General features: G+C 73.4%; 11 protein-coding genes. 7 read left to right on the top strand and 4 right to left on the bottom strand.

Features of this window, described 5'->3' with window-relative positions; all coding sequences use genetic code 11:
• Positions 1–58: 58 nt before the first annotated feature.
• Together GTY58_RS18095 and GTY58_RS18090 are read right to left on the bottom strand one after the other, a co-directional pair.
• A complete protein-coding gene (locus tag GTY58_RS18095) occupies positions 59–1,657 on the bottom strand; it encodes a M23 family metallopeptidase (RefSeq protein WP_010984893.1) in 1,599 nt (532 codons plus the stop codon).
• 286 nt (positions 1,658–1,943) lie between these two features.
• Complete coding sequence (locus GTY58_RS18090; RefSeq protein WP_010984892.1) at positions 1,944–2,804, bottom strand: alpha/beta fold hydrolase; 861 nt, start codon at positions 2,802–2,804, stop codon at positions 1,944–1,946.
• A 536-nt stretch (positions 2,805–3,340) separates the two neighbouring features.
• On the opposite strand from GTY58_RS18090, the gene GTY58_RS18085 reads away from it, so the two are divergent.
• Positions 3,341–3,757 carry a cobalamin B12-binding domain-containing protein gene (locus tag GTY58_RS18085; protein ID WP_010984891.1) on the top strand — a complete coding sequence of 139 codons (417 nt, stop codon included), beginning with the start codon at positions 3,341–3,343 and terminating at the stop codon, positions 3,755–3,757.
• Between the two features lie 293 nt (positions 3,758–4,050).
• On the opposite strand, the gene GTY58_RS18080 is transcribed toward GTY58_RS18085, so the two are convergent.
• Positions 4,051–5,691: a DUF5691 domain-containing protein gene (locus tag GTY58_RS18080; protein WP_010984890.1), complete on the bottom strand. Its 1,641-nt coding sequence runs from the start codon at positions 5,689–5,691 to the stop codon at positions 4,051–4,053.
• A gap of 56 nt (positions 5,692–5,747) precedes the next feature.
• Complete coding sequence (locus GTY58_RS18075) at positions 5,748–7,097, bottom strand: SWIM zinc finger family protein (protein ID WP_037644907.1); 1,350 nt, start codon at positions 7,095–7,097, stop codon at positions 5,748–5,750.
• A 133-nt stretch (positions 7,098–7,230) separates the two neighbouring features.
• Between GTY58_RS18075 and GTY58_RS18070 the strand changes: the two genes are divergently transcribed.
• From GTY58_RS18070 to GTY58_RS18045, 6 genes are all read left to right on the top strand, one after another.
• On the top strand, positions 7,231–8,445 hold the full coding sequence (locus GTY58_RS18070; protein ID WP_037645205.1) for an AAA family ATPase: 1,215 nt from the start codon (positions 7,231–7,233) through the stop codon (positions 8,443–8,445).
• Positions 8,442–8,627, top strand: coding sequence for a hypothetical protein (locus GTY58_RS18065; protein WP_037644908.1), 186 nt, complete (start codon positions 8,442–8,444; stop codon positions 8,625–8,627). The genes GTY58_RS18070 and GTY58_RS18065 overlap by 4 nt, the downstream gene beginning before the upstream one ends.
• A 43-nt stretch (positions 8,628–8,670) precedes the next feature.
• A complete protein-coding gene (locus tag GTY58_RS18060; protein WP_037645206.1) occupies positions 8,671–11,040 on the top strand; it encodes a DUF5682 family protein in 2,370 nt (789 codons plus the stop codon).
• On the top strand, positions 11,037–12,308 hold the full coding sequence (locus tag GTY58_RS18055) for a VWA domain-containing protein (protein WP_137865224.1): 1,272 nt from the start codon (positions 11,037–11,039) through the stop codon (positions 12,306–12,308). The genes GTY58_RS18060 and GTY58_RS18055 overlap by 4 nt, the downstream gene beginning before the upstream one ends.
• Positions 12,309–12,536: 228 nt before the next feature.
• Complete coding sequence (locus GTY58_RS18050) at positions 12,537–13,652, top strand: hypothetical protein (protein ID WP_137865225.1); 1,116 nt, start codon at positions 12,537–12,539, stop codon at positions 13,650–13,652.
• A gap of 287 nt (positions 13,653–13,939) precedes the next feature.
• On the top strand, positions 13,940–15,826 hold the full coding sequence (locus tag GTY58_RS18045; RefSeq protein ID WP_010984884.1) for a hypothetical protein: 1,887 nt from the start codon (positions 13,940–13,942) through the stop codon (positions 15,824–15,826).
• The last annotated feature ends 317 nt before the right edge of the window (positions 15,827–16,143 follow it).

The raw sequence follows: 16,143 nt of genomic DNA, 5'->3' as shown, positions 1-16,143 counted from the left end.
GGGGTAGGCCTGGGGGTGCGGCCCCGGGCACGCCGAGGGGTCGCCGAAGAGGGTTCGCCTACGTCGGGTCCAGGCCATGGCTCCGAAGCCACGGCAGCGGGTCGATCGCCGAGCCCCCGGCCGGGCGGACCTCGAAGTGCAGGTGCGGTCCGGTCGAGTTGCCGGAGTTCCCGGAGAACGCGATCGGGTCGCCGGCCTTCACGGTCGTACCGGACGCCACCTTGTACGTGGACAGGTGGCAGTACCAGGTCTCCGTACCGTCCTTGGCCGTCACTATCGCCATGTTCCCGTACGCGCTGTTCCACTGCGTCCGCACGGTTCCGTCGGTCGCGGCCAGCACGGTGGTGCCGTACGAGACGGGGAAGTCGATGCCGGTGTGTACGGACATCCAGTTGATGCCGGCCTGGCCGTAGTAGGCGCTGAGCCCCTTCTGCGCGACCGGCAGCGCGAACTTCGGACGCAGCCGCTCCTTGCGGGCCGCCTCCGCCGCCGCCTTCTGCTTCTCGGCGGCCTGCTGGGCCTTGAGGTCGATACGTTCCTGCGTTCGGCTAGCCCGGTCGGCGAAGTCGTCCGCGCCCGCGGAGAGGCTCTCGATCTGGGTGTCGAGCTTGTTGTTCGCGGCGGACGGCTTCACAGCGATCGCGTCGGCGGCGCTGGCCGTCGTGTGCGCGTCCTTGCTGTCGCTGCTGCCGACGCCGACGGACGCGGCGGCGATCCCGGCGACCCCCATCACACAGGCCGACGGCACGGCGACGGTCAGCAGCGCGGAGCGCCTGGCCGGAATGCGGCGGCGGGAACGGGAGGCGGTGCGCGACGCGGCGCGGGAACCCGGAACCGGAGTGACCTCCTCCTGGTCGTCGAGGAGCGGAATGTCTCCGGGGGCCTCGACGCCGTGTTCGCCGTGTTCGCCGAGTTCTTCGTGCTCGGGAGAGATCTGCTCGAACGTCGCCGTGGCCTGCTGGTCGAACGGTTCCGGGGTGACCTGCTCGAACGTCGCCGTGGCCTGCTGATCGAACGGTTCCTGCGTGACCTGCTCGAACGTCGCCGTGGCCTGCTGGTCGAACGGTTCCGGGGCCGACTGGTCCTGCGTCTCGTGCGCGGCCGTGCCGTCCGAGTTCCACTGCGTGGCGTCGTACGCACCCGTGTCGAAGGCCTGCGTGCCCCATTCCCACTGCTGGGTCCGGTCGGCCGGAGCGGTCTGGTCGCCGTGGTGCCAGGAGCCGGCGTCCCACTGGCCCGAGGCGTCGGGGCCCGGGTGCTGCGAGGGAATGTCGGCGAGCTGCTGGTAGCCGGTCGCCCACGCGGTCGCGTCATAGGCGCCCGTGTCGTACGCGGCCTGATGCTGAGCCGCGTACGCGTCGTAGTTCAGCGTCTGATGGGTACCGGTGCCGAGCGTTTCGTGGCTGCCGGTGGACCACTGCGTGGCGTCGTACGAGCCGGTGGTGCCGTCACCCGGCATATCGCCGAAGAGGGGGTCGGTCGCGAAGCTCGCCATCTGATGGCCGCCGGTCGCGAAACCGTTGGCGGAGCCGTCGGCGTACGTAGTGAACTCGCCGTACTGGCCACCCTGCCCGCCATATGCCGCGTAGTGCGCCGAAGCGGCATCGGAAGCCGGAGCCGGGGGAGTAACGGTCCCCGACGGGTGACGGTCGTTCACCAACTTCTCTTTCGCCTCGACAACAGGGGCTGGCAGAGCAGTCTCGACAACAGGGGCTGGCGGAGCAGTGCGGCGACTGTACCCGGCGGTACGCGGGCGCGACAATCTTCCGCAGGTTTCGCGCTCGCAGGAAACGGGCATTCGGCCGTGTTTTGGCGGTCTGTGGACACGGCCTTGGCCTGGTGTTCGATGATTGTTCGAGCTCGGATGGCTCTCTGCTGGGGTCGAGTGACGGCTGTGCGCGGGTTGTCAGGAGGCTGTCGTCAGGAGGATGTCCCGCGGAGGCTCACGCCACCGTCAGGCCGTCGGTGCGGGGGGCGGCTTCGGCTCCCGTGCCCTCGGAGTCGAGTGCCTGCCGTATCCCGGTCGCCACGGCGGGGTGCACGGGCAGTGCGAGATGTCCGATACCGCTGACCCGCACGTTCTGCACCATCAGGTCGGGGTGCTCGACGCAGGCCGTCTCCAGCGGATCCATCAGGTGGTCCAGATCGCTCCAGAAGCTGACGAAGTGCGTACGGCAGCCCGGTGCGGGCCGCTGGAGCTCCTCGATCACCTCGGAACCCGGGCGCATCTGACGGACGATCGGGTGCGCGTTCGCCAGCGGCGCGACCCGGGTGCCGGAGTGCGGGGTGCCCAGCGTGACGAGCGTGCGGACGCGGATGTCGCCGCCGAGGCACTGCACGTAGTACCGCGCGATCAGTCCGCCGAGGCTGTGCCCGACGATGTCGACCCGTGCGTGTCCCGTGCGCTCGCAGATCACCTCTATGTGCCGGCCGAGCAGCTCGGCGGCGGTACGGATGTCGCACGTCAGCGGTGAGTAGTTGAGCGACTCGATCTGCTGCCTGCCGTGCTGGGTGAGGGAACGGCGCAGCAGGACGAAGACCGAGCGGTTGTCTATGAAGCCATGGAGGAGGACGACCGGGGGCTTGGCCTCGGTGGGCAGCGGTGCGGTCTCCGCCGGAAGCGGGGGCGGTCCGGCGCGGCGCTCCTGTGCGATCCCGGAGGGATAGAGGATGAGGTGGCCCGCGAGGATCGCGATCTCCAGGGCGGTCGCCTTCAGGAGGGCCACGGAGAGTCCGGCCAGTTTGCTGGGGAACAGACATCGGCAGAGTGGCAGAAAGGGCTGCACTGCCCCGGTGACCTTCATGGCCGACCTCCCGTCGGCACGCGGGAGAACGGCTCTGTCCCCCGTGTGCCCTCGTGGAAAGTCGCGACGCCGGTGGTGACGGTGATGGCCGACGGTGCGTGTGCGGCGCGTGGTGCACCGGTGACGCGACGGAGCATTCCGCCGTCGTGGGGACGTGGTGCCTCGCCTCTCTCGTGGCGCGGTGCTGCGTCGTCCTCGTACGTCGGGCGTGGCTCCCTGTTGTCGTGCCCTCGCCTGTCTGCCTCACCACCACGGCGCCCCGCTGGCGGCGGAGTGGTGCGGCTACCTCGTAGCGGCTCTCCTTGCGCACGGTCCGGTAGCGGCACGTCTGCCGCGGATGGCCGCGGCCCGTGTGCCGCAGAAGCGTGGAACCCTGCGCGGCGAACGTGTCCCATTGTGTGATTTCCCCCTCGGTGTGTGCCGCGAAACTGCCGGTTGCGGGATGCTGTCGATAACGTTCGTTCACTTCCCCGGTCGGTGCGGCGGGGGCTACCTGTGTGGGTACAGGTCGGTGTAGTCGGTTCATGGAGGCAGTGATGGGTGTGGCAGCCGGTCCGATCCGCGTGGTGGTGGCCAAGCCGGGGCTCGATGGCCACGATCGCGGGGCCAAGGTGATCGCGCGGGCGCTGCGCGATGCCGGTATGGAGGTCATTTACACGGGGCTGCACCAGACGCCGGAGCAGATCGTGGGCACGGCCATCCAGGAGGACGCCGACGCGATCGGGCTGTCGATCCTGTCCGGGGCGCACAACACGTTGTTCGCGGCGGTCATCGATCTGCTCAAGGAGCGCGATGCCGAGGACATCAAGGTGTTCGGTGGCGGCATCATCCCCGAGGCGGACATCGCGCCGCTGAAGGAGAAGGGTGTCGCGGAGATCTTCACTCCGGGGGCGACCACGGCGTCGATCGTGGAGTGGGTGCGGGCGAACGTGCGGCAGCCTGCCGGGGCGTAGCCCCTGCGCGGGCGCCGGTGCGTACTCCGTCCGGTGGGTGGGCCGGGGCCGCGCCGGTGTGGCTTTCCGCCGCGCGGGACGTACGGCTGCCTGCCGGTCATTGACGCGGTGGGCGGAGAAGCTTGTGAGCGACGGGCGTGGCCTGCCGGTACGGCCCTTTCCGAGCGGGTGCGGGTGCTCGGGGGCCGGGAGCGGCACGGATGGGCGCAGGCGCCGAGCTGCCCGCACGGGTAAGCGGCCCCGCGCCAGCACGGGCCCCGGGTGTCCGGACAGCGCAGGTGAGGGGTGCGTCGTCATGGGCCCTCCAGCTCCTCCCGCATCGCCGCCCGCAGGCGCAACGTGGTCGTGAGGCGCTGGAAGGCCTCCGCCCAGTAACCACCCGCCCCCGGAGACGCGTCCTCCGGTTCGTCGGGTACGGCCGTCAGGGCGTCGAGGCGGCCGGCCTCCGCAGGATCGAGGCAGCGTTCCGCCAGCCCCATCACCCCGCTGAAGCTCCACGGATAACTCCCCGCGTCCCGGGCGATGTTCAGCGCGTCTACCACTGCCCGCCCCAGCGGCGCCGCCCACGGCACCGCACACACCCCGAGCAGCTGAAACGCCTCCGACAGCCCGTGCGTGGCGACGAACCCCGCGACCCAGTCCGCCCGCTCCGCGGCACCCAGCGTCGCCAGCAGCTTCGCCCGCTCCGCCAGCGACACCGCCCCCGGCCCTCCGGCCTCCGGGGCCGACGGCGACCCCAGCAGCGCCCTGGACCAGCGGGGGTCCCGCTGCCGTACCGCCGCCCGGCACCACGCCGCGTGGAGCTCGCTCCGCCAGTCGTCCGCCACCGGCAACGCGACCACCTCCTCCGGCGTACGCCCCCCGAGCCGGTTCTGCCACGTCCCGAGCGGTGCCGCCTCCACCAGCTGGCCCAGCCACCACGACCGCTCACCCCGTCCCGCCGGCGCCTTGGCCACCACGCCGTCGCGCTCCATGCCCGCGTCGCACTCGTGCGGTGCCTCGACCACCAGCGTCGGCACCCGACGCGTACGGTCCACCGCCACGCAGGAGCCCGCGCGGTCCGCCATCCGTCCGGCCAGCGCCGATTCCGGCAGCGCCGACAGCAGCTCCGCCGCCGTGGCCCGCACATTGCGGCTCCGATCGGAGAGCGACTGCTCCAGGAACGGCTCGTCCGCGGCCGCCAGGCCCGCCCGGAGTGAGTCGAGGAACATCAGCCGGTCCTCGGCCCGCTCCGTCGCCCACGTCGTGGCGAGCAGCTCACGGGCGGTTTCGGGGCTCTGCGCCCGGAGGGTGGTGAGCAGCGCCACCCGTTCCGCGAACAGGCCTTCCTGCCAGAGCTGTCGTATGCGGTCCGACTCCTGCGGGAGCGGCAGCTCGGCGCCGCCGCCCGGCGCGGCGCGCAGCGCGAAGCGCCAGTCCGGGTTCAGCCGGGCCAGCCACAGCGCGCGCGGGCCCGCGAAGGCCAGGACCGCCGGGCGCAGATCCGTACGTCCCCTGGCCGCGTCCAGCAGCGTGGGCAAGGTCTGCGGGGGTGCGGCGAAACCGCGCGCGTTCGCCAGGGAGAGCCACTGCGGCAGCAGTTCCATGAGGTCGGGCGCAGCCCCTCTGCGGCCGCCGCCGCCCGTGCCGGGCCGGTCCGCCAGCAGCATCGACAGCCGGCGCGCCGCAGCGGGCGGCAGCTGCGGACGCGGATCCGCCGCCGCAGGCTCCGGCCGTGCCGCCGCCCGCGCGGGACGCAGCCCGGCCCTTCGCCGTACGGTCTCCACGGCCGCGATGTCCAGCAGCGCCGCCGGTGCCTCCCGACCGGACGCCGGCCCCGGTGGCGTCCGCCGGTCCGTCCCGAGCAGCGCGACAGTCACCAGCTCTTCCCAGGGCGCGACGGAGGGCGCGGCCGGGCTGCCGGGCGTGGGGGCGGGCGCGGGTGATGTGCTCATGCGAGGCCCTTCCGTCATGCGAGTCCCCTGTGCGCAGTCGATCGGAGTGGTGTCGGTCAGCACAGCGCCACCGCCTCTCCCGTCTCCTCCGGCCAGGCCGTCAGGGGAGTGAAGCCCCGGTGGCCGCACTCGCCGAAGACCGTGACCGGGGCACCGCCCGAGAGGGCGATCAGGCGCCACAGGCCCGGGCGGGAGCGGGCCGCCGGCGTGAGGGGGAGGGCCAGGTCGCCGTACGCGTCGGCCAGCTGCCAGGTGTCGTCCGCCGGGGTCGGTACGACGCGGCCCAGCGTCACCGGGAACGAGTCCAGCCACGGGTCGTCCCTGAGCGCCCGGCCGTAGCGGGCCGCCGCCTCGGCCGGGCTGATGCCCGGTGGCCGTGTCGAGGCGGGGGCGGGCGGTGTGAACTGCTCGCCCAGGGCCGCCCGCAGCTGACCCGCACCCGGGTACGCGGACACTTCCGCCTCGACGGCCAGGCCCACCGGAAGCGTCAACTCCGGTGCGCGCCCCGCCGCCCCGTAGGAGAGGAGCAGCGGCGTGCGCCCGGACGCCTCGCCGTGGAGCCAGATCCGGCGAGTGGTGAGCCGGCTGTCCGACGTGTCGTACTGGGCCAGGACCAGCCAGCGGTCGCGCACCGGCGGGCCGTCGGGCGAGCCGGGCAGGCCGATCCGGGAACGGACGGTCGCCGCGAGCCCGTCCGGCAGATCCTCGCGGCGCAGCCAGCCCTGGTCGAGGAGGTGGAGCAGGGCACACTCCTCCAGCAGACGGACCGGCCAGCCCGGACCGGACGACGGGATCGCCCCCAACTCCCGCACCCGCGCGGCCAGTCCCGGAGCCTGCGCGTCCACCATGCGGGCCGCCGTCTCCTCCCACAGCCCGTACCCCTCCCGCTCGGCCGCGGCCAGGCCGCCGCGCAGCAGATCGGCCAGCCGCTGCTCCAGCTCCGCCGCACCCGCCGTGATCCGCTCGGCCCGGCGCTCCGCCCTGCGCCGCGCCGCCTCCGGATCACCGGACGCGGAACCCGCCGTGCTTGCCGTCCGTTTCTCCTCCGCGCGCTGCTTGCGCCCCCTTGTCCACTGCTCCGCCCAGTCCGGCGCCTGCCCCAGCGGCACCGCACCGTCCTCGCCCGCCCAGAGCAGCAGCAGCCCCAGCGCGTGCTTGCACGGGAACTTGCGGCTCGGGCAACTGCACTTGTACGCGGGCCCGGTGGCGTCCGCGATGTCGACGACCGTCTGATACGGCTTGCTGCCACTGCCCTTGCACAGTCCCCACACCGTCCCCTCCTCGGAACGGCCGGCCTCCGACCACGGGCCGGCCGCGCCGAGTTTGCTTCCCGCTTTGCGTGACGAGGCGTCAGGCGCCAGTGCCAGCACCTGATCCGCAGTCCAGCGCACCCCCTGCTGAGTCATGCCATCGAAGGTAGATCCCCCCACTGACAATCGACTGCCGTGCCTGCATTTGTGCAGGTCAGAGCGCATTGTCAGTGGTGTGGTGCACGGTGGAACCAGATCCGAGCCGATCGAGCTGGAGGGGGACCGCTCCATGTCCGTGTCCGTCGAACCGACGTCCGTCGACCCGAGCCCCGACAAGTCCGCGCCCGCGAACGCGAGCGGGAGAGCGGACGCGAGTGCGCGTCCGTCCACGGGCGAGAGCGCGCGTCCGTCCGGGGGAGAGACGCCCGAGGTCCTGCGACCGCACGCCGAGGTCACCTTCGCCGCCGAACTCGCGGCGCTGGCCGCACAGGACGACCGGCCGCGCCCGGTCCGGTGGCGGCTGTCGCCGTGGGCCGTGGCGACGTATCTGCTGGGCGGCACACTGCCGGACGGCACGGTCATCACACCGAAGTACGTGGGCCCGCGGCGCATCGTCGAGGTCGCCGTCACCACCCTCGCCACCGACCGGGCCCTGCTGCTGCTCGGGGTGCCCGGCACCGCGAAGACATGGGTGTCCGAGCATCTGGCCGCCGCCGTCAGCGGAGACTCCACACTCCTGGTGCAGGGCACGGCCGGCACACCGGAGGAGGCGATCCGCTACGGCTGGAACTACGCGCAGCTGCTCGCGCACGGCCCGAGCCGGGACGCGCTGGTGCCGAGCCCGGTCATGCGGGCCATGGCCGACGGAATGACGGCCCGCGTCGAGGAACTGACCCGCGTTCCGGCGGACGTCCAGGACACCCTGATCACGATCCTGTCGGAAAAGACCCTGCCGATCCCGGAGCTGGGGCAGGAGGTGCAGGCCGTACGCGGCTTCAACCTGATCGCGACGGCCAACGACCGGGACCGCGGGGTCAATGAGCTGTCGAGCGCGCTGCGCCGCCGTTTCAACACGGTGGTGCTGCCGCTGCCGGAGAGCGCCGACGCCGAGGTCGACATCGTCTCCCGCCGGGTGGACCAGATCGGCCGCTCGCTCGATCTGCCGGCCGTGCCCGACGGCGTCGACGAGATCCGCCGGGTCGTCACGGTCTTCCGCGAGCTGCGTGACGGCGTCACGACCGACGGGCGTACGAAGCTGAAGTCACCCAGCGGCACGCTCTCCACCGCGGAGGCGATCTCCGTCGTCACCAACGGGCTTGCCCTGGCCGCCCACTTCGGTGACGGCGTGCTGCGCGCGAGCGATGTCGCCGCGGGCATCCTCGGCGCCGTCGTCCGCGACCCGGCGGCCGACCGCGTGATCTGGCAGGAGTACCTGGAGGCGGTCGTCCGCGAGCGCGACGGGTGGATGGACTTCTACCGGGCGTGCCGGGAGGTGAGCGCATGAGTGACTCCGGATGCGACGCCGTGCGGGGGTTCTGGCACGGGGCGGGGGTCCTGGTGACGCGCTGTCTTGAGGACGGTGCCGGGGGCCGGGGTGCCAGGGAGGGGCTGGAGGACCTGGAGCACCTGGAGTTCAAGGACTTGGGCTGGACCCGGCGGCGAGGGGGATCGTGTGGCAGGCGATGAGGAGGCTCAGTCCGTAGGCGTAGGCGTAGGCGTCGACGTGGCCGTGGGTGGGGGCGGAGACGGCGGTGAGCGGCCGTTGTTGCTCGGCGTGCGGCATCACGGGCCCGGTTCGGCGCGGGCCGTACGGGCGGCTCTGGAAGCGGCGCGGCCGCGGGCCGTGCTGATCGAGGGGCCCCCGGAGGCGGACGCCCTGATCCCGCTCGCCGGGGACGAGGAGATGCGGCCGCCCGTGGCGCTGCTCGCCCATGCCGTGGAAGAGCCGGGGCGGTCGGCGTTCTGGCCGCTGGCCGAGTTCTCCCCGGAGTGGGTCGCGATCCGCTGGTCCCTCGAACACGGGGTGCCGGCCCGCTTCATCGACCTCCCGGCGACGCACACGCTGGCCTGGGACAAGGAGGAACCGGCCGCGGAGAAGGAGCCCTTGCCGCAGCCCGTCGACGAGGCCGTCCGGGTCGACCCCCTGGCCGTACTCGCCGAAGCCGCCGGGTACGACGACCCGGAGCGCTGGTGGGAGGACGTGGTCGAGCACCGGGGGACGGGGGGTGACGTGTTCGCGCCGTTCACGGTGCTCGAGGAGGCCATGGGGGCGCTGCGGGAGGCGTACGGCACCGGGGGGCACGAGCGGGACCTCGTTCGGGAGGCGTACATGCGGCTCCAGGTGCGGGCGGCCCAGCGGGAGTTCGGTGACGACGTGGCGGTCGTGTGCGGTGCCTGGCATGTGCCCGCGCTGCGGCGGAAGGCCACCGTCGCCGCCGACCGGGCCCTGCTGAAGGGGCTGCCCAAGGTGAAGACCGACATGACCTGGGTGCCGTGGACGCACCGGCGGCTGGCCCGGGCCAGTGGGTACGGCGCCGGGATCGACTCGCCCGGCTGGTACGGGCATCTGTTCGGCGTTCCCGACCGGCCGGTCGAGCGATGGCTGACCAAGGTGGCCGGGCTGCTGCGCGAGGAGGACCGGATCGTCTCGTCCGCCCACGTCATCGAGGCGGTGCGGCTGGCCGAAACGCTCGCGGTGATGCGCGGACGTCCGCTGCCCGGGCTGACCGAGACGACCGACGCCGTTCGGGCGGTGATGTGCGAGGGCTCGGACGTGCCGTTGGCGCTGGTGCACGACCGGCTCGTGGTCGGCGATGTACTGGGGGAGGTCCCCGAGTCGGCTCCCGCCGTCCCGTTGCAGCGGGACCTGACCCGGCTCCAGCGACGGTTGCGGCTCAAACCGGAGCCGCTGGAGCGGGAGGTGGAGCTGGACCTGCGCAAAGAGACCGACGCCGAGCGCAGCAGGCTGCTGCACCGGCTCCGTCTGCTGCGCGTGGCGTGGGGCGAGCCCGCCGCGTCGCGCGGCAGCACCGGTACGTTCCGGGAGACCTGGCGGCTGCGCTGGGAGCCGGAGCTGTCGGTACGGGTCGCGGAAGCCGGGGTGTGGGGCACCACCGTGCTCGCCGCCGCGACCGCCAAGGCCGAGGCGGACGCGGTCGCCGCGCAGGCGCTGGCCGAGGTCACGGCGCTCGCCGAGCGCTGTCTGCCGGCCGGACTCCCGGGCGCGCTGCCCGTCGTGATGCGCGTCCTCGCCGACCGCGCGGCACTCGACACCGATGTCGGCCATCTCGCCCAGGCCCTGCCCGCCCTGGTCCGCTCCCTGCGCTACGGCGATGTGCGCGGCACGGACACGAAGGCACTGGCCGGGGTCGCGACGGGCCTCGCTGAACGCGTGTTCGTCGGACTGCCGCCCGCGTGCGCCGCGCTCGGCACGGAGGCGGCGGAGGAGATGCGCCGCCATGTGGACGCGGTGCACGGGGCGGTGGGTCTGCTGGGGGAGGGGACCGCGGCTCGGCAGGGCGACGAGGGCTCGGGCCAGGGCGGTACCGGCATACGCGAACGCTGGCACTCCGTGCTGCGGGTCCTCTCCGGGCGGGACACCGTACCCGGAGTGATCCGTGGGCGCGCCGTGCGACTGCTCCTGGACGACGGGGCGCTGGCGCAGGACGAGGCCGCACGGCTGATGGGGCTCGTGCTGTCGCCGGGGACGGCGCCGGGGGACGCGGCCGCGTGGATCGAGGGGTTCGTCGGGGGCGGTTCCGGCGGCGGGATGCTGCTCGTGCACGACGAGCGGCTGCTCGGGCTGGTGGACGCCTGGCTGACCGGGGTACCGGCGGAGGCGTTCACCGACGTACTGCCCCTGCTGCGGCGCACCTTCTCGGCATACGAGCCCGGGGTGCGCAGAACGCTGGGCGAGCTGGTGCGGCGCGGACCGGGGGCGCGGGGGAGTGCCGCGGCCGTCGGCTCGGGCACCCCCGGATACGCCACCGACCTCGACACCGAGCGGGCCGACGCGGTGCTGCCGGTGCTGCGCCTGCTGCTCGGGCTGGACGACCTCGCCGACGGCGACACCAACGACCTTGTGGGGGTGACTCGATGACCGCACACGCGACCGACCGAGCGGGGACGACGACGCCGGCCGCCCGCCTGGCCGACGGCGCCCGCGTGGCTGACGCCGCTCGCCCGGCTGACGGCGCCCGTCCAGCCGACGCCGCCCGCCCGGCCGGTGCCGGCGAGAGGCTGCGTCGCTGGCGGCTGGTGCTCGGAGGGGACGCGGCGGACGGCACCGGGTGTGGGCTCGCCGGGCAGGACGCCGCGATGGACGGGGCGCTGACCGCGCTGTACGGGAAGGGGGACAAACCGCAGACGGGCCGAGACCGTTCGGCGGGGCTCGGGGCGTCCGCGCCGTCCGTCGCCCGCTGGCTCGGGGACATCCGGACGTACTTCCCCTCCTCGGTCGTCCAGGTGATGCAGCGGGACGCCATCGACCGGCTCGGGCTGTCCACCCTCCTGCTCGAGCCGGAGATGCTGGAGGCGGTGGAGGCCGACGTGCACCTCGTGGGCACGCTGCTCTCGCTCAACAAGGCGATGCCGGACACCACGAAGGAGACGGCGCGGGCCGTGGTGCGCAAGGTCGTCGAGGACCTGGAGAAGCGGCTGGCCACCCGCACCCGGGCCACCCTCACCGGTGCCCTCGACCGCAGTGCCCGCATCACCCGCCCACGCCATCACGACATCGACTGGAACCGCACGATCGCGGCCAACCTCAAGCACTACCTGCCGGAGTACCGCACGATCGTGCCCGAGCGGCTCATCGGCTACGGACGCGCCTCGCAGTCCGTCAAGAAGGAGGTCGTCCTCTGTATCGACCAGTCGGGGTCGATGGCGGCGTCCGTCGTCTACGCCTCGGTGTTCGGTGCGGTGCTCGCCTCCATGCGGTCCATCGCCACCCGGCTCGTCGTCTTCGACACGGCCGTCGTCGACCTCACCGACCAGCTCGACGATCCGGTCGACGTCCTCTTCGGCACCCAGCTCGGCGGCGGTACGGACATCAACAGGGCGCTCGCGTACTGCCAGTCGCAGATCACCCGGCCCGCCGACACGGTCGTCGTCCTCATCAGTGACCTCTACGAAGGCGGGATACGCGACGAGATGCTCAAGCGGGTGGCGGCGATGAAGGCGTCGGGGGTGCAGTTCGTGACGCTGCTGGCGCTGTCCGACGAGGGGGCGCCCGCATACGACAGGGAGCACGCGGCGGCGCTCGCGGCGCTGGGCGCACCGGCGTTCGCCTGCACGCCCGACCTGTTCCCGGAGGTCATGGCGGCGGCGATCGAGAAGCGGCCCCTTCCGATACCGGACACGGCATGACGGAGGCTGAGAAACCGGATATGACTACCCATCGGTAATGGGGGGCTTGCGCAACCTCGGGAGTCCCGTGCGAGGATCGACGCCTCTTCACTTTCGAGTCGCTGTCGAGTCATCGTCGACTCACTGCCGTCTCGGTGCAGACGGTGCGCCGCGTCCGCCGTGTCCGCCGTGTTCCGTTCTGTACCGCCTCGTTTCGTCACGTTCCGCCGCACGGAGGCTCCGCCCGTCTTGACCCTGCCAGCCGCGCTGCCCTTCTCCGGTGCCGCTCTGCGTGTGATGCGCGGGGCGGCCGGACGGCGCGCGCTGCATGTGGTGGTGCTGGTGGGCGGGTTGTTCGCGCTGGGGCTCCTCTGCGGGGAGCAGGTGCATGCGGCGGACGGTACGCCGACGGTTTCGACAGCTGCGGAAACGGTTTCGGGGACGGCTCCGGGGGCGGCACCGCCAGCGTTCGTGCGGTCGGTGAAGGGGACGGCTCGGCAAGCCGGACGGACCATCAGCAGCGCGGCGGCCCAGGAACCGAAGGGCGCGCCCACGCCTGCGGCTCGCCCTGTACGCCCTGAAGCAACGGCCGTTCCCTCGGCACCCAAGGGATCCCCCGGAACGCCGTCCCGCGCGAACGCCGCAACGCCTTCCCGTGCGAACGCCGGAACGCCTTCCCGCGCGAATGTCGGCCCCGTCGCCGACGTCACCAAGACGGCCCCCGCCGTCCAGCGCGTCGTCCGTCCCGTCGCCGTCGGCCTCGCCGGTGGTGTCGTACGGCCGGTCGGGGATCTCGCGGACACGGTCGCCGACGGGCTGGCCGACGCGTCCTCGCAGGTGCCGGTGCCGTCGTTCCCTTCGCCTCCCTCGCCTCCTTCGCCTCCTTCGCTTCCCCCGCTCCCTTCGTTGCCCGCGCTCCCCGAGCCGCCCTCGCTGCCCGGTCTCCCGGGGCTGTCCGGTCTGCCCACGTCCCCGGTGCAGACCCTGCCGGCCCCGGCGAGTCCGCGGCAGCCGGGCGGCACGGCGGCGCACGCGGGTTCCGCGGAGCAGCGGGAGACCCAGGAATCACCGGCGGCATACGGTCCACCGGCCGTCGGCGCCTCCTCGGCCGGTGGGAACGTGATGCACCGCGCGCCCCACGGCGCAGGGCCCGCACAGGCGCCCGCGCAACAAGCCCCCGGTGACCCGACCGGCGAGCTCGGCCCGCAGTCGGCGGTCGACAACGGCGCGCCGCGGCACGGCGACGCACATGCCGTGACCCTGGACCACCGGGCGCCGCTGCGGCTGGTGCCCGGCGCCACCGCGGTCGTCACCGCGGACGGGACCCGGGACAGGTACCGGGACATTCCGGAGTTCCCCGGCTAGAGCCAGGCAGCCCCTCCCCGCCCCGACCTGTCGCGCGGGGGCGGAACAGGTCTGCCCGTCGTCCGGACACCCCTCCGGTCTCCGGACGGAAGCCACCGAAGCCCCTTGGCCGAGGCCTGACCGATGCGAAGTCGCTGGTCCCCATCCCCACTCTCCGGACCGCCCCACGCATCCGTCGGTCGACCGGCCGACCGGCACCGGTGCGCCCGAACTCCAGAACTCCCGAACTCCCTGGTCCGGGTTCTCAGAACCCGGAATCCCGGAATCCCGAAGGATCTGACGCAAGCATGAACAAGAACATCCGCCGTTCCATCGTCATAGCCGCAGGTGTCACCGGCGCGTGGGCGCTCGGTTCCGCCGTCGCCAGCGCGGACGAGCTGCCCGCGCCGTCCGTCTCCGTTCCCGACGCGGCCGACGCAACCGACGCGTCCGACGCGAGCGTCGACACCACGGACCCGTTGGGCGCGGTGACCGGCACGGTCGACGGCGTCGTCTCCGGCGTCCAGGACACGGCCACCGGCCTCACCGGCACCAATGGCACCACCGCCCGCGTCACCGACGCCACGACCTCCACGGTCACGGATGCCGCCGGCCAGACGAAGACGACGGCCGCCCGCACCACGAGCACGGCCACCACGGCCACGACAGCCGCAGCGGACCAGGCCGACCAGGCCCGCCGGTACGTCGACGCCGAGGTCCCCGTCTCCCACCTCTCCCACGCGCACACCGCGAACACCACGCACACCGTGCACGCCGCCCGGGGCAAGGCCACCGCGGTCGCGGACGGTGCCACGCGCGCGGTAGACGCGGCCGTGTCCGACGCGGGCGCCCCCCGGGGCGGGATCGACTACCTGTTCGGTCCCCTCTCGGCCTTCGCGCCCGAACTGGAGCAGGCCCTCGCGGCCGCCCAGACCAAGCTCCAGGGTGCTCAGGACGCCGCCCAGCCCAAGGCGCAGGGCGTCCAGGGCCTCGTACAGACGAAGGCGCAGACCACCACCGCGGGCGCGGGCCGTACCGCGGCGGGTGCGACGAGCGCCGCGCACCACGCGGTCGGCTACGCCCAGGGCCGCGCCACGGGCACGGTTGCCGCCGCCCGGGGCACGGCGGGCGAGGTCACGACGGCCGCCCACGCCACCGCCTCCGCCGTCCCCGGCCACCTCACGGGCACGGTCACGGGGGTCGAGCAGCAGGCGGTCGGCTCGGTCTTCGGCACGGTCGCCGGCGTCCCCGGCACGGTCCAGGGCGTCACCGCGACCGTCACCCCGGTCGTCGACGGGACGGCCGCCGCCGTTGTGCCGCCGGTCGCCGTGACCGCCGTCGACGGGGTCGCCCCGCTCGCCGACCACGCCGCCGGCAACGCGACCGGCCTGGCGTACGGCGTGGTGGCGGATGTGCAGCCGCTCGCGCGGGACGCGGCCGGCCATGCCACGACGCTCGCGTACGGCGTCACGGGCGACGTGCAGCCGCTGGCCTCGGGCGTGGTCCGGGACGCCGTGCACGAGACGGCCGCGTCCGTGCTGCCGCCCGTCGCCGCGACCGCCGTCCACGGGGTCGTCCCCGTCGCCGGGCAGGCGGCCGGGGACGCGACCGGCCTGGCGTACGGAGTCGTCGGCGACGTGCGGCCCTTCGCGGGCGGGGTCGTCGGCCAGGTTCCGCCGCTCGCCCAGGGTGTCGGCGGCAGCGCCACCGGGCTCGGCCACGGCGTCACCGACGAGGTGCAGCCGTTCACGAACGGCGTGGTCGGCTCGGTCCACCCGGCGGTGGACACCGTGGTCGGCTCGGTCCATCCGGCCGTGGACACCGTGGTCGGCGCGGTGCGGCCGGTCGTGGACACCGTGACCGGCGCGGTGCGGCCGGTCGTGGACACGGCGGTCGGCGCCGTCGGCCCGGTCGTCGACGGCGTCGGCGGCAGCGCCACGGGCCTCGCCTACGGAGTGGTGGGCGACGTACAGCCCTTCGCGGGCGGTGTGGCCGGCGCGGCCGACCCCTTCGCGCGGGGCGTCGTCGGCCAGGTCGGCCCGTTCGCGCAGGACCTGACCGGGACCGTCGAGTCGGCGGGCGGTCCGCTGGCCGGCCACGCCGTGACCGGCGTCCAGGGCGTCGCCGAGTCGGTCACCCCGGGCTACCTGCCGCACGTCCAGCACACCGGCGCGTACGGCACGTACAGCATCTGACCGGACCGCGCACCGTGCGGCTGCCGCCCGGCGGCACAGTCGCAGCGCATTCAACCGACTCCACGGGGAAACGGGACTTGGACGGCGGCCGAAAGCCATCGGTCCGTCCGACCGAAACCCTGCGGATGGGGCGGGGTGATCCCCATTGGGGTGGAGATCACCCGCCCTGGGCCCTTCCCAGCTGTTGAGGGCCTGTTCAAGGGGTCTCACCGGGCAAACCCCAGCCCGGTGAGGCCCTGCCCCGGCACCGCTCCGGCCGGATCTGTGACAGGTATCACCGCTCAGGTGTGATCTGCGATTTAGAGCCCCAGCTCAAG

Source organism: Streptomyces sp. SID5469 (assembly GCF_009862865.1).
GTDB classification, from domain to species: Bacteria; Actinomycetota; Actinomycetes; order Streptomycetales; family Streptomycetaceae; genus Streptomyces; species Streptomyces avermitilis.
The sequence above is the reverse complement of the archived record's forward strand: the minus strand, read 5'-3'. Positions and strand labels throughout refer to the sequence as shown.